Genomic DNA, 14,240 nt, shown 5'->3' with positions numbered 1-14,240 from the left:
CCGGCGATTTCAGCAATCGATAATGGGTGAGAGTGTGGTTCAGTTTATCGGCCATCTTAAACGCACACTCCTTATCCGGTTTCAAGCGATTACCGAAAACTCGAACCTGACCTTTCTTTTTTTCATGAGCTTCATTACCGTTCTTGCCGGATCGGTGATCTTGGTCACTATGGGATACTTGATCAGTAGTATCATTGAATTATCCGAATATGACCGCATCATGATGCTCATCATATTTCCTCTTATTGCCACGATGCCGGTACTGGTTGCAGGTCTGTTCATCATATCGCTCCTGATGGAAAATTCCCGTCGACTGCAGGTCGAAATCGACCGGAAGACCCAGGCCGAACACCGCTTCAGCAGACTTGCCAATACCGATGAGCTTACGGGACTGGGCAATCGCCGCTGTTTCATAGAGCGCGCGCGCGACGCGACGGCCCTGGCACGGCGCTTTGCTCAACCGCTGGCTTTGCTGTTCATCGACGTCGATGGGCTGAAGACGCTCAACGACAATGACGGTCATGCACGCGGCGATCTCGCCCTGCGTCAGCTTGCCCGTGTCCTCAAGCAGGGCCTGCGGCAAACCGACTACGCCGCACGTTATGGCGGCGACGAATTTGTCGTGCTGATGCCCAATACCGATATGCGGGCCGCCACACTGGCTGCCGAGCGGCTGCGGGGCATGATCGAACAGAGCAGCGACGTCTTGTCGCTCACCGTCAGTGTCGGGCTGGCCTCGACGCAAGGCGGTCAGGTGAGCGTCGAGGAGCTCGTTGCCCGTGCCGACGATGCGCTCTACGTGGCCAAGCGATCCGGTCGCAATCAGGTCTGTACCACCTTCCCCGATGGTAATCGCCAGCTGATTCCCCGGCGCGGTGCCGTCGACAATCGCGCCCGCTCCGCCTGATCGTCCCCTTTTCTTCCGCCAGTCACCGCCTTCCCGATGCCGTCAGGCAGCCGGGAGACGGGGCAGATCCGGACCGCCTCGACCGCCGCCGTTTCCTGCAACGAGGATCGCGCGCGCGAACAGCCTCCAATCACGGACTGTTGACGCTCGTCATTCAACCCGTCATCAAGAACACAATCGATAGCGCGTCAAAAACCAGGGAGGCGTGCGACGAACGTGTCATGGCACAAAAGCGGCATGGACTGCCGCCAACCTGATCGCTGGCGATCTGCATGGCGCTTGGGACGGGAGACAGCCGGATGAGGCTGCCTTCGCTTGCCGAGCTCGATACATTCCCCAAGCTTCTCCTGCACAATGCGGCCAACTGGTCCGATGAAGTCGCCATGCGCGAGAAGGACCTCGGAATCTGGAATGTCTACAGTTGGGGACAATGCCGGGACCGGGTCCGTGACATCTTCTTCGGCCTCAAGGCTCTGGGGCTGGAGCGCGGCGGTGTCCTGGCAATCATCGGCCGTAACCGGCCCAACTGGGTCTGGAGCGCACTCGCCGGACACTCCGCGGGGGCGATGAGTCTTGGCATCTACGAGGACGTGCTGCCGGACGAGGCCACCTATCTGCTCGATTATGCCCGGGCACCGATCGTCATGGCGGAGGACGAGGAACAGGTCGACAAGATGCTCGACGTGGCGGACCGGGTCGGGTCGATCCGCTGGATTGTCTACCACGATGACCGGGGCATGCGGAAATATGACGATCCACGTCTGGTGAGCTGGACCGAGCTGGTCGAGCGCGGCTCAACATTACACAAAAACCAATCCTCCCTGTTCGAGGATGAAATCGGCAAGGGGTCCGGTGACGATGTGGGAATCCTCTGCACCACCTCCGGCACCACGTCGAACCCCAAGCTGGCCATGCTCGGCCACAAGGCATTCCTCACCCATCTGTCCCGATACCTCGAAGCCGATCCACGAGAACCCACCGATGAATATGTCTGCATGCTGCCGCTGCCATGGATCATGGAGCAGGTTTATGTGATCGGGATGCCGTTACTCTCGCGCATTCGGATCAACTTTCCCGAAAACTCCGAAACGGCCATGCATGACCTGCGCGAGATCGGACCGACCCATCTGCTGCTTGCCCCCCGCGTATGGGAGCAGACCGCTGCCGACATACGTTCGCGCATTCTCGATTCGGGTCCGCTGACCCGCTGGATTTTCGACACGTGCGTCCGCCTCGGGGTAACGGCCATAGAAAGAGGTCGACGCAGCTGGATCGCCGAACTGATCCTGATGAGCGCCCTGCGCGACCGGCTGGGCTTCGGCAAGGTCCGGTCGGCCGCCACCGGCGGTGCCGCGACGGGCCCGGATACCTTCAAGTTCTTTCTCGCCATGGGCGTACCGCTGCGCCAGCTCTATGGCCAGACCGAGCTGTCGGGCGCCTACACCCTGCAGACCGGCAGGGAGATCGACTTCGACACCTCGGGTATCCCCTTCACCGACTGCAAGGTGCGAATTGCCGATCCGGATACCCGGGGCGTGGGCGAGATCCAGACCAGGACACCCGGCATGTTCAAGGGCTTCTATCTCGACGAGAAGGCCACGGCCGAGACCCTGACTCCGGACGGCTGGATGCGGACGGGCGATGCCGGCTTTTTTGACGATAAGGGACGTTTGACGATCATAGATCGTATCAGCGATATCGCGACAACCGGCAACGGTGACCGGTTCAGCCCGCAATTCATTGAAAACAAGCTCAAATTCTCGCCTTATATCGGCGAGGCGGTGGTGCTCGGGAATGGGCGGCCGTTTCTGGCAGCCATCATCTGCATTCGCTATTCGATGGTCGGCAAGTGGGCCGAGACCAGCCGGATCGGCTTCACAAACTACCAGAACCTCGCCGGCAATCCCCGTGTCTGCCAGTTGATCGCGAACGCCGTGGAGGGCGTGAACGCGACACTGCCCGAAGCCCAGCGCATCCGGACGTTCCTGCTGCTGTACAAGGAACTCGATCCCGACGATGGCGAACTGACCCGGACCCGCAAGGTGCGCCGCAACATCATCGACGCGCGCTACACCCAGCTGATCGACGCCCTCTATGGGGACCGGGAGAGCATTCTCGTGGAGACCGAGATCACCTTCGAGGACGGACGAAAGGGACAAATCCGCGCCGATCTCGCGATTCATCGCATGACGGGCACCAGTTCCAACCGCGAGAAGGTTGCATGACCGAAGAAAGTGTCGGCAGCGTCTCGTCAACCGGCCGCAAGCGCCGGATCGGCGAAATCCTCCTGCAGGTGGAAGACATCACCCTTCGCTTCGGCGGAGTAGTCGCCCTCTCCAACATCAGTTTCGACATCAGGAAGGGAGAGATCAGGGCGATCATCGGCCCGAACGGTGCGGGCAAGTCATCCATGCTCAACGTCATCAATGGCTTCTACCATCCACAGGAGGGAAGAATCACCTGGAAGGGACAGACCCGCAAGCGGATGCGAACCCATCATGCAGCGGCCACCGGCATCGCCCGCACCTTCCAGAACATCGCCCTGTTCCGCGGCATGAGCACACTCGACAACATCATGACCGGGCGCGTCCTCAAGATGAAGGCGGGCTTCCTTGCCCAGGCGATCTACTGGGGTGGCGCACAGGAGGAAGAGCTGGAGCACAGGGCCTTCGTCGAACACATCATCGATTTCCTCGAGATTCAGGCCATTCGCAACGTGCCTGTGGGCAAGCTGCCCTACGGCCTGCAAAAGCGCGTCGAGCTGGCCAGAGCGCTCGCTGCCGAACCTGAACTGCTACTGCTCGACGAGCCCATGGCCGGCATGAACCTCGAGGAAAAGGAGGACATGTGCCGCTTCATCCTCGACGTGAACGAGGAATTCGGCACCACGGTCGCCCTCATCGAGCATGACATGGGTGTGGTCATGGACATCTCCGACCGCGTCGTCGTACTCGACTATGGCCGCAAGCTCGCCGACGGACCGCCCGACGAGGTCCGCAGCGATCCGGAGGTGATCGATGCCTATCTCGGGATAAGTCATGAATGAGATCATCCAGACCTTTCTCCTCGGCCCGATCAAGGCCATGGCCGACTATCCGCCAGCCGTGGTCGAAACGGTAATCGCCGGGCTCGGCAACGGCTTTCTCTACGCGCTGGTGGCCATCGGTTTTGTCATCATCTTCAAGTCATCCGGCGTCTTCAATTATGCACAGGGGGCCATGGTATTCTTTGCGGCCCTCAATTTCGCCGGACTGATCGACATCGGTGTTCCCTGGTACCTTGCCGGGCTGTTGTCTCTCCTGCTGATGCTGGTCTTCGCGGCAGCAGTCGAGCGGGTGGTCCTGCGTCCGCTGGTCGGACAGGAGGCGCTCACCCTGTTCATGGCCACCATCGGCATCGGCTTTTTCCTTGAGGGCATGGCGGAAGCCGTCTGGGGCGGCAATCCGCGATTGCTCAAGATCGGCCTGCCGGAAGGTTCGGTCTTCCTCATCGACTACGCATGGGCGCAGGATCTCGGGCTCGATGTCATCATCCAACAAAGCGATATCATTGCCATAGGTACCGGCATCGTCATGGTTCTGGGCCTCTACCTGTTCTTTCAGTTCAGCCGCATCGGTCGTGCCCTTCGGGCAGTGGCCGACGACCATACCGCGTCGATGTCGATCGGTATCCCGCTCGACCGGATGTGGGTGGTGGTATGGGCCCTTTCGGGAGGCACCGCATTCGTCGCCGCCGTCGTCTGGGGTTCGAAGATCCAGATCGAACCGACCATGATCGGCCTTGCCCTGAAGGCCCTGCCCGTCCTTATCCTGGGCGGTCTCACCTCGATTCCGGGGGCCGTCATCGGCGGCTGCATCATCGGTGTCAGCGAACAGCTCTTCGAGGTCTACTGGGGCCAGCCGCTGCTCGGCGGCGCCACGACCGAATGGTTCGCCTTCATGCTGGGGGTGGTGTTCCTGCTGTTCCGGCCGCAGGGCCTGTTCGGCGAACGCATCATCGAGAGGGTATAAAAGCCGATGATCTACCGTGAAACCGGCGTATTCAAGACAAGCTACGCGCAGGACCAGGCCATCCTTCGCGTCCCCCTCGACCAGTACGGCCTGATCTTCTGGATCGTCCTGGCATTCGTGATCATTCCCATGACCGCATCGGACTATGCCCTCTCCGACCTGGCGACACCGTTTCTCATCATGTCGCTGGCGGCACTCGGCCTCAACGTGCTCACCGGCTATTGCGGCCAGATGAGCCTCGGCACGGGAGCGTTCATGGCCACGGGCGGGTTCATGACCTACAAGCTGATCACCGCCTTCCCGCCTCCGGCCTTCCTGACACAATTCTCGATTCTCGGATTTGCCCCACTCGACATCCATTTCCCGGTCATGCTGGTGCTGGCCGGCCTGATCACCGCAGCGACCGGCCTCCTGTTCGGGCTGCCCAGCCTCAAGATCAAGGGCCTTTACCTGGCGATCACCACACTCGCCGCACAGTTCTTCCTGATCTGGCTGTTCATCAAGGTTCCATGGTTCACCAATTATTCGCCGGCGGGCATCGCCCCGGCGCCGCCCCAGACCATCTTCGGCATCGAGGTGACGGGCGCCGCAAGTCCGGTCATCAACCGCTATCTCTTCGTGCTCACCATCACCGTCCTTGCGGCCCTCATGGTCAAGAACGTCACCCGCTGCCGCCACGGCCGTTCCTGGATGGCCATTCGCGACATGGATATCGCCGCCGAGATCATCGGCATCAGCCCGACCTTCGCCAAGTTGTCGGCCTTTGCCTTCAGCTCCTTTCTCATCGGTGTCGCCGGCGCCTTGTGGGCATTCGTCAAGATCAACTCGGTCCAGACCGACGCCTACACGATCCTCGTCAGCTTCCAGGTGCTGTTCATGGTGATCATAGGTGGACTGGGCACAGTGCTCGGCTCCTTCCTCGGTGCCGCCTTCGTCATCACCGTCCCGATCCTGCTCAATATCGGTCTCACCGCCCTCAACCCCGGCTTGCAGGCGCTCGGTTTCGGCGGGTTCGAGGTGGCCATGATCAAGCATATCGAGTTCATGATCTTCGGAGCGCTGATCATCTACTTTCTCATCGTGGAACCGCACGGTTTTGCAAGACTGTGGCAAATCGCCAAGCAGAAGATGCGAACCTGGCCGTTTCCGTACTAGACTACCAAGATAAACCCGATGATTGGGAGGCTGTCATGAAGAAGTTGCTTGCATTCGGCGTGCTTGCCGTCTCGTTGTCTGTCGCCACCACGTCACTTGCGGCCGAAGAACAGTATTTCCCGTTGTTGACCTATCGCACGGGTCCCTATGCTGCCAATGGCACCCAACTCGCCAACGGCATGATCGACTACCTGGCATTGATGAACGCCAGGGGCGGCGTCAATGGCGTGACGCTGACATGGGAAGAATGCGAGACGGGCTACAAGACCGATGTCGGCGTCGAGTGCTACGAGCGCCTCAAGGGCAATGGGAAGGTTGCTGCCGTTGCGCCATTCTCCACAGGCATCACCTATGCACTTCTGGAGAAGGTTGCCGCCGACAACATCGTCCTGTTCTCGATGGGGTATGGACGCACATCGGCGGCCGATGGCCGGGTGTTCCCCTGGGTGTTCAACTTTCCGGCCACGTACTGGTCGCAGGCCACCTCCATCATGGAATATATCGCCGAACAGGAAGGCGGCATGGACAAGCTGGCCGGGAAGAAGATCGGCCTGATCCACCTCGATCACCCTTACGGTCGCGAGCCCATCCCCACTTTGGAAAAGATGGCCACCGACAATGGTTTCGAGCTGGTCCTCTACCCGGTTCCGACAAGTTCCATGACCGATCAGAAATCGATCTGGCTCGATGTGCGCCGCGCGCGCCCCGACTGGATGGTGATGTGGGGCTGGGGCGCCATGAACCCGACCGCGATCAAGGAAGCCACCCTGATCCGCTACCCGCTCGACCATTTCATCGGCAACTGGTGGGCGGCGGCTGAGGTCGATGTCCGCGGCTCCGGCGTGGATGCCGAGGGCTATATCGGTGCAACCTTCCACGATGCCGGCGACAGCGCCCCGGTCTTCGCCGAGATCCGCGATACCCTCTATGCGCAGGGCAAGGGGGCCAGCCCGGAAAGCGAGGTCGGTGAAGTCCTCTATAACCGCGGCCTCGTCAATTCGGCCTATATCGTCGAGGCCATGATCACGGCACAAGGGGAGTTCGGCGACAGGGCGTTGTCAGGCGAGGAGATGCGCTGGGGTTTCGAACATCTCGATATCGGCGAGGAGCGTATCGCCGAACTGGGACTGACGGGTATCATGCCGCCAACCAGGGTCACCTGTGAAAACCATGAAGGCTCACCCGCCATCAAGCTGCAGCAGTGGCAAGGCGGCAAATGGGTACCGATCACCGGCTGGCTTCCCGGTCTGACCGACATCACCCGTCCCTTGATCGAGGCTGACGCGGCGCAATATGCCGCGGAAAACGGGATCACCCCCCGCACCTGCGAGTAGTCCGATGACGGCACCCGCATCAGGAATCGTCAGGGAGGCTTCCGCCTCCCTGCTTGCGGTCAACAATGTCGAAGTCGTCTACGATCATGTGGTGCTGGCGCTCAAGGGAGTCTCGCTTGAAGTTCCACAAGGTGGTATCGTTGCCCTGCTTGGTGCCAATGGTGCCGGCAAGACGACGACGCTGAAGGCTGTTTCCAACCTTCTGAGGGCCGAGCGCGGCGAAGTGACCAAGGGCAGCATCCGGCTGAAGGGGGATGCGATCCAGCACCTCTCCCCCAACGAACTGGTGCGACGCGGTGTCGTCCAGGTGATGGAAGGACGTCATTGCTTTGGCCATCTGACGGTTGAGGAAAATCTGCTGACCGGGGCCTTTACCCGCAATGAGAATACCGGTGCTACCTGCAATGATCTCGAAATGGTCTATGCCTACTTTCCGCGATTGAAGGAACGCCGCAGGTCGCAGGCGGGCTACACGTCGGGAGGCGAGCAGCAGATGTGCGCGATCGGTCGCGCGTTGATGGCGCGCCCGAACATGATCCTGCTTGACGAGCCCTCCATGGGGCTCGCACCTCAATTGGTGGAGGAAATCTTCTCCATCGTCTCGCAGTTGAATTCGCGAGAAGGTGTTACCTTTCTCCTTGCGGAACAAAACGCGAACATAGCCTTGCGCCACGCCAAATACGGGTATATTCTTGAAAATGGTCGCGTTGTACTTGACGGAAATGCGGAATCCCTGCGAAGTAATGAAGACGTCAAGGAGTTCTATCTCGGAGTCAGTTCAACCGGGCGGAAGAGCTTTCGTGACCTGAAAAGTTATAAACGTCGCAAGCGGTGGATGTAGTTGAATCAAAACCAAAAATCAGATGGAGGATCTTCGTTTCGCACCGCATCGGCGACAAGGCTGGTTACCGGTCTCCAGAACCGGGCCCGCGAGCAGATCGGATCGGCGGCGTTCGGGGTCGATGGGCGGCTGGTGGATTGGCGGCATTCTCTTCTGCCGGTCTTTGCGACCAGCGAATACGAAAGCCTGCTGTCACTGGTCGACGCAAGCCGACGGCGACAGCCGGAAAACGGGGCTGCAATCGCGCTCAATTCCTTCCTGCAATGGCAAAGACAACCAGAAGGTCTGAATCTGGCGGGTTTGCACGGATTCGACAAACTGACCTTCGATGCGCGCTGCCCCACCGGTGTCCGGGGAACCCCGCCGCATATGGACATGATCGCAGCCAAGGGATCCAGTATCGTCGCCGTCACCGCGCGCGGCGCGGACTACGTCCTGCGCAAGTCCAGCGTGCTTGCCGCGGCCTACGACTCCGTCGAGGTTTCGCCGAACATGCGCCTGTGGTTCGATCTCCTGCCTGCCCTGAGGCAGAACCACGACGGCTATCGCTATGTCGACGTTGCCGGCATGCTCAAGTTCGCGCTTGGCCTCGCACGCACGTTCCCCAACCACGACCTTACCCTGCTGTACCTCTACTGGGAACCTGTCGACGCAGCCGAACACGAGATCTTCACCCAGCATCGAAGCGAATTGTCCCGGCTGTCCCGCCAGGTCGAGGGATCGGCCGTCCGCTTCGTTTCACAGAGCTTCGACGGGTTGTGGAGCAGCTGGATTGAACACGGGGATGAGCCCTGGCTGCGGGAACTGGTCGCACAATTGCGCGGCCGCTATGACTTGGCCATTCGCAGCCTGCATGTTTTATGATCCTCGCAGTGATGCTGCGGGCATGGGTCCTGCGGGCATCGGGAACAGAGGAACGGAACCCGGACGATGGCCGCTGGTGGCAGTCTGTACTATGACCGGCAGGAAGTACGCGACCCGCAGGAGCGCGAGACCTCGATCTTTCATGCCGTCCCGGGCCTGCTTCGTCATGCCATCGACAATACCGGCTTCTACGGTCGCCTGCTTGGCGGCATCGAACCCGATGATGTCCTGAGCAGGACGGCGCTGGCTGCCCTGCCCGTCACCCGAAAATCCGATCTTCTCGGCCATCAGCGGGAAACGCCCCCCTTCGGTGGCCTGACGGCAACGCCGGCTACCAGGCTTGCGCGCATATTCGCGTCACCCGGTCCGATATTCGACCCCGAGGGTTCGCGTCCCGATTACTGGCGCTTTGCCCGCGCCATGTTCGCGGCGGGTTTCAATGCCGGAGAACTGGTGTACAATACGTTTTCATACCATCTGACACCTGCCGGTTTCATGGTCGATTCAGGTGCGCGGGCACTCGGTTGTCCGGTCGTACCGGGAGGCACGGGACAGACGGAGCTTCAGATCCAGATCATTCGTGAACTGGCACCTTCCGCCTATACGGGAACACCGTCTTTCCTGCGCATCCTGCTGGAAAGGGCCCGCGCGGATGGAGAGCCGATCGCCTGTTTCTCGCGGGCACTGGTCGCTGGTGAAGCCTGCCCCCCTGAACTGAAGGACGAGTTCCGGCGCGACCACGGCATCGAGGTATTCGAAGCCTACGGTACGGCCGATCTGGGGATGGTCGCCTATGAGAGCAATGCCCGTTCCGGCCTGATCGCCGATGAGGCGCTCATTCTCGAAATCGTCCGCCCGGGAACCGGAGACCCTGTCGCATCGGGCGACGTGGGCGAATTGCTCGTGACAGTGTTCAATCCGGATTACCCGCTCATCCGCTTTGCCACGGGTGATCTGACCCGCATGGTCGACGGCCCGAGCCGCTGCGGGCGGACCAACATGCGCATTGCCGGCTGGATGGGCCGGGCGGACCAGAGCACCAAGGTTCGCGGCCAGTTCGTCCACCCTGGGCAGGTCGCCGAGATCCTGCGACGGCATGCCGGCGTCGACAAGGCGCGACTGGTCATCACCAGCGAGGCGGGAGGACAGGATCTGATGATCCTGCGCTGTGAAATGGCTGGTAATGACATGGATGGGGTCCCGATGCGGATCGGCGAAAGCGTGCGGGCCGTGACCGGCCTTCGCGGAACGGTGGAAATGGTGGCTCCGGGTACCCTTCCCAATGACGGGGTCGTCATCGAAGACCAGCGCAGTCACTGAAATGGCCATGCTCGAGGCTCGTGGTCTGGCACTTGAGCGGGGCGGGCGCTGTCTTTTCGAGAATCTGGAATTCGACCTTGAGCCGGGAGATACGCTCCTCCTGACAGGCCCCAACGGCAGCGGAAAATCCAGTCTCCTGCGGCTGCTTGGCGGCTTTACCCGGGCCGGAGCCGGCCAGGTGCGCTGGAATGGCGTTGCAACCGATCTTCGCACATCCGAATATCGCTGCCAGTTGCACTATGTCGGACACAGTAACGCCACCAAGAGTCGTCTTACGGTTGGCGAAAACCTTGAGTTCATGACGATCCTGACGGGTGGAAAATCGGCCGGGAACAGTGCCGACCCTTTTTCCATCGCCGGACTGGCAAATCGCCTTGGGCGTTATCTCTCCGCCGGGCAGAAACGCCGCCTCGCCCTGACGAGACTGGCTGCGTCGTTTCGTCCGATCTGGCTGCTCGATGAACCCGGTGTCGGTCTCGACCGGTCCAGCCGGCAGCGGTTGCAGCAACTCATTGGCGAGCACCGGGACAAGGGCGGTATCTGCATCGTCGCCAGCCATGGCGATGTTGCCCTTGCCGACCCTCTCGTTCTGGAACTGGGACGTTGAAGTCGGCCTGGGCGCTGGCCCGGCGCGACCTGCACATTGCCTTTCGCCGTAGTGGCGACAGTCTCCTTGGCGTCATATTTTTCCTGGTGGCCCTTTCGCTCTTCCCGCTGGGTGTGGGCGCATCACCCGACGTGCTTTCACGCATCGGCGCCGGCGTCATCTGGGTACTCGCCCTGCTGGCGGTTCTGCTGACTCTCGACCGGCTCTACGAGGCCGATCTGGAAGATGGATCGCTGGAACTCGTGGCGTTGTCGGAGCTGCCGCTGGAACTCGTGGTGGTCATCAAGTGTGCCGTACAATGGCTGACCAGCGGTCTCCTGCTGGCTGCCGTGTCGCCAGTCATGGCATTGCTCATGTCCCTGCCCGACGGTGCCTACTGGGCGCTGCCGGCCGCTCTCCTCCTGGGGACACCGACCCTCACGCTCATCGGCTCGATCGGCTCCGCCCTGCTGCTGGGCAGCCGACAGGGGAGCGTCCTGACAGCACTCCTCGTCCTGCCCCTCTATATTCCAGTTCTGATCTTCGGTGTATCCGCAGTGGATGGCGTCACTCTCGGCATCGGTGCGCGCGCGCCGTTCCTCATCCTCGCCGCCATGCAGCTGGCCGCTCTGGCCCTCGCCCCATTCGCGACGGCAGCGGCCCTCCGCATTGCCATGGAATAGGCAACAGCCCGGAACCGCGGAAGCGTCACCCGCTTCTCCGGTCGAGACCGCCACCGAACAGGGAACAGCCCCGACCCCATCCCGATTTCACACGACCAGACGGTAATCCAGCGTTTCACCACGGGTATGGATCGTGCTCTTTACCCAGCGTCCCTTCTCATCATACCAGATGTCGCCGCTGCGGCCGCTGGATGAAGTGATGCGGAAATGCCGGGTGGAGACGCGGCGTCCGCCGATATCGACCGACTCGCCACCAATGAACTTGACGTCGATGGGCGCAAGATCCCCACGGTCAGACTCGATCAGTTGGGAAAGTTCGACAATGCCCGAATTCCAGAAACAGGTATCCGTCATCAATCCGAGCGGAACGTCGATCAGCCCTTTGGGACCGTCGACCAGCAACTTGCCGTCTTCCTTCTCGGCATGCAGCTTCGAGACCTCGCCATCGTCATCGGTGTGCACGGTGCTGCGGACCAGAACACCATCGCGCCAGTGGTCGCGAGTCTGCTGTTCGAAGGAATAGGCGGTGACGAAGGCCACCTTCACCTTGAGATCGACTTCGACGCGGGAAATCAGCTCGCCCTTGACCTTCTCGAAAAGGACGCGATGACTGCCGATGTCCTCGCCCTTGCGAAAGACCCGGAACGAAACACTTCCACCCTCGTTGTAGGCTGACGCAAGCGCCGTGTTCCTGCCGGCGAAGAAGAAACCGCCGGCAGCACCGGCTGCCACGACAAAACCGCGCCGACTCAACCCTTTGGCAGGCCGATCGAACGAGCAGGTTGAAAAGCTCGACATCGCGTTACACCGTCCTCTCGATCCGGAAATCCGTTCTCAATGGCATTTCGGCTGGCTGCCGGTCAACCTGGTCCACTCGCGCCAGACGCGGTCCCGATCCGGCAGCAGCGACCATGTCCTTAACCGAAACCTCATCTCCGGCAACCAAGGCTTCGACCGCACCGTCCTCTCGATTTCGCACCCAGCCGCACAGACCCATCGCCATGGCCCGTTCACGGAACCATGCCCGATAACCGACGCCCTGTACGCGTCCCTGAATACGAAGGAATTGTGAAATTGCAGTCAATGAACTGAAGCCCGATGGCCCGTCTTGCGGAAGATAGCGATCCACCGACGATCCGACAAATGTCAATACACCAGCAGCATACTCGCAGACAGCATCTGCTTAACGATGTTGCATCATTCCCATAGAATAACACCGAAATTCTGCAAAATCAAATTTTCGGCAGTCCGACCCGCGGCCGCAACCACGCTCCCAGGATGTTTCCGGCAAACCCGCTCACCAGCCAGAACCAGCCATGAAGGCTGCCGGAGGCGATTCCGGAAAAGAAGGCGCCGATATTGCAGCCGAAGGCAAGTCGTGCACCGTATCCCAGAAGGAGCCCGCCGATGACGGCAGTGACAATGTCGACAGCCGAGAGCCGAAAGGATGGATTGAACTTCCCGGCGAGACCGGAAGCGAGAAAAGCCCCGGCAATGATGCCGAAATTCATGACCGACGTCACATCGGCCATCACGCTGCCTTCGATGGCGGCCCGACCGTTTCGCCAGTAATCCCATCCGGTCACGTCGATGCCGGCCATCGTGAACCACTTTGCACCCCACAGGGCAAATCCGGAGGTGATACCCCAGGGACGATGGGCAAGGTAGAGCGTGACGAAATTGAGCAAAGCGAGGGCTACGGCACCGGCCATGACCGGCCATGGCCCCAGCAGCCAGTCCGTGGCTGCCGGCTGCTGCGGCGCAACACCGCGCCGGCGCTCCACTGCGACGGTCAGAATGCAGATGCCGGCGAATGCCGCCAGATTGAGCAACAGGGCCGGCCACAGCCCCAGCAGCCGGATGAACGAGACGCCCCCCAGCGACGGCTGGTCGAGCCACCATCCCAGATGGGCCGTACCCAGCACCGAACCGATCACGAAGAAGACCAGCGTCACCACCATGCGCACGGACCCGCCACCGACAGTGAACAACGTTCCCGATGCGCACCCTCCCCCGAGCTGCATGCCGACGCCGAAGATGAACGCGCCTGCCAGCACGCTGACCCCCGCCGGCATGACAAATCCGCTCACCCTTTCGCCCAGCAGCTCGCCGGTCGACAGGGCCGGGAAGAACAATACGACCGCAATGGCAAGCATGACCATCTGTGCACGCAGGCCACGCCCTTCTCCCGTCACGATGAACCGTCGCCACGCAGCCGTGAAGCCGAAGCTTGCGTGATAGAGGACGACACCCAGCGCCGCCCCCAGCGGCACGAGCAGCGCGTGCCGCCCACCACGCTCGAGAAAAGCCATCACGGCCAGCGCGATCAGGATCGCTCCGGCTGCCGCAACCACGCGCAGGTCGGGATGACGGCTCGTTGCGGGCATATTTCCGGACTGGATCATCCACATTCACCCTGGCGTCGTCCGGCCGAAACGGCCGCGATACGTCTGCTGATAACACGGATCACGGATCCAACGGACAGTGACAGGGACCGACTGCCGGCACCTTCCTGTGACAACATCGTCGAAAAGCCCTCG

14 protein-coding genes are annotated in these 14,240 nt (G+C 61.0%); 11 read left to right on the top strand and 3 right to left on the bottom strand.

What is annotated here, in order from left to right; translation table 11 throughout:
• The first annotated feature begins 220 nt into the window (after positions 1 to 220).
• The 11 genes from H6851_11830 (at position 221) to ccmB (ending at position 11,700) form a co-directional block, all read left to right on the top strand.
• Complete coding sequence (locus H6851_11830; GenBank protein MCB9944293.1) at positions 221 to 907, top strand: GGDEF domain-containing protein; 687 nt, start codon at positions 221 to 223, stop codon at positions 905 to 907.
• Positions 908 to 1,206: 299 nt separating this feature from the next.
• Positions 1,207 to 3,132 (top strand): AMP-binding protein, encoded by a 1,926-nt coding sequence (locus H6851_11825; protein ID MCB9944292.1) that lies wholly within the window; start codon positions 1,207 to 1,209, stop codon positions 3,130 to 3,132.
• Positions 3,129 to 3,953, top strand: a complete 825-nt coding sequence (locus H6851_11820; GenBank protein MCB9944291.1) for an ABC transporter ATP-binding protein — start codon at positions 3,129 to 3,131, stop codon at positions 3,951 to 3,953. The genes H6851_11825 and H6851_11820 overlap by 4 nt, the downstream gene beginning before the upstream one ends.
• The gene (locus tag H6851_11815; protein ID MCB9944290.1) at positions 3,946 to 4,917 is read left to right on the top strand and encodes a branched-chain amino acid ABC transporter permease; all 972 of its coding nucleotides are present in this window, start codon (positions 3,946 to 3,948) and stop codon (positions 4,915 to 4,917) included. The genes H6851_11820 and H6851_11815 overlap by 8 nt, the downstream gene beginning before the upstream one ends.
• 6 nt (positions 4,918 to 4,923) lie before the next feature.
• Positions 4,924 to 6,072 carry a branched-chain amino acid ABC transporter permease gene (locus H6851_11810; protein ID MCB9944289.1) on the top strand — a complete coding sequence of 383 codons (1,149 nt, stop codon included), beginning with the start codon at positions 4,924 to 4,926 and terminating at the stop codon, positions 6,070 to 6,072.
• 35 nt (positions 6,073 to 6,107) lie between these two features.
• On the top strand, positions 6,108 to 7,406 hold the full coding sequence (locus tag H6851_11805) for an ABC transporter substrate-binding protein (GenBank protein ID MCB9944288.1): 1,299 nt from the start codon (positions 6,108 to 6,110) through the stop codon (positions 7,404 to 7,406).
• A 4-nt stretch (positions 7,407 to 7,410) separates the two neighbouring features.
• A complete protein-coding gene (locus tag H6851_11800; GenBank protein MCB9944287.1) occupies positions 7,411 to 8,247 on the top strand; it encodes an ABC transporter ATP-binding protein in 837 nt (278 codons plus the stop codon).
• A complete protein-coding gene (locus H6851_11795) occupies positions 8,248 to 9,111 on the top strand; it encodes a hypothetical protein (protein MCB9944286.1) in 864 nt (287 codons plus the stop codon).
• 66 nt (positions 9,112 to 9,177) lie between these two features.
• Entirely contained in the window at positions 9,178 to 10,431 is a 1,254-nt protein-coding gene (locus tag H6851_11790; protein MCB9944285.1) for an AMP-binding protein, read from the top strand.
• Positions 10,432 to 10,438: 7 nt separating this feature from the next.
• The gene (gene ccmA, locus H6851_11785) at positions 10,439 to 11,038 is read left to right on the top strand and encodes a heme ABC exporter ATP-binding protein CcmA (GenBank protein ID MCB9944284.1); all 600 of its coding nucleotides are present in this window, start codon (positions 10,439 to 10,441) and stop codon (positions 11,036 to 11,038) included.
• The gene (gene ccmB, locus H6851_11780) at positions 11,035 to 11,700 is read left to right on the top strand and encodes a heme exporter protein CcmB (GenBank protein ID MCB9944283.1); all 666 of its coding nucleotides are present in this window, start codon (positions 11,035 to 11,037) and stop codon (positions 11,698 to 11,700) included. Before ccmA ends, ccmB begins: the two co-directional genes overlap by 4 nt.
• An 87-nt stretch (positions 11,701 to 11,787) precedes the next feature.
• Here ccmB and H6851_11775 read toward each other — a convergent pair whose 3' ends face one another.
• From H6851_11775 to H6851_11765, 3 genes are all read right to left on the bottom strand, one after another.
• Positions 11,788 to 12,498, bottom strand: coding sequence for a hypothetical protein (locus tag H6851_11775; protein ID MCB9944282.1), 711 nt, complete (start codon positions 12,496 to 12,498; stop codon positions 11,788 to 11,790).
• Positions 12,499 to 12,502: 4 nt separating this feature from the next.
• Positions 12,503 to 12,784: an acylphosphatase gene (locus H6851_11770; GenBank protein MCB9944281.1), complete on the bottom strand. Its 282-nt coding sequence runs from the start codon at positions 12,782 to 12,784 to the stop codon at positions 12,503 to 12,505.
• Positions 12,785 to 12,932: 148 nt separating this feature from the next.
• The gene (locus H6851_11765) at positions 12,933 to 14,087 is read right to left on the bottom strand and encodes a YeeE/YedE family protein (GenBank protein MCB9944280.1); all 1,155 of its coding nucleotides are present in this window, start codon (positions 14,085 to 14,087) and stop codon (positions 12,933 to 12,935) included.
• Positions 14,088 to 14,240 lie beyond the last annotated feature (153 nt).

Source organism: Geminicoccaceae bacterium, assembly GCA_020638465.1.
GTDB lineage: Bacteria > Pseudomonadota > Alphaproteobacteria > Geminicoccales > Geminicoccaceae > JAGREO01.
Note: the sequence above shows the minus strand (reverse complement) of the source record. Positions and strands in the feature narration are given on the sequence as shown.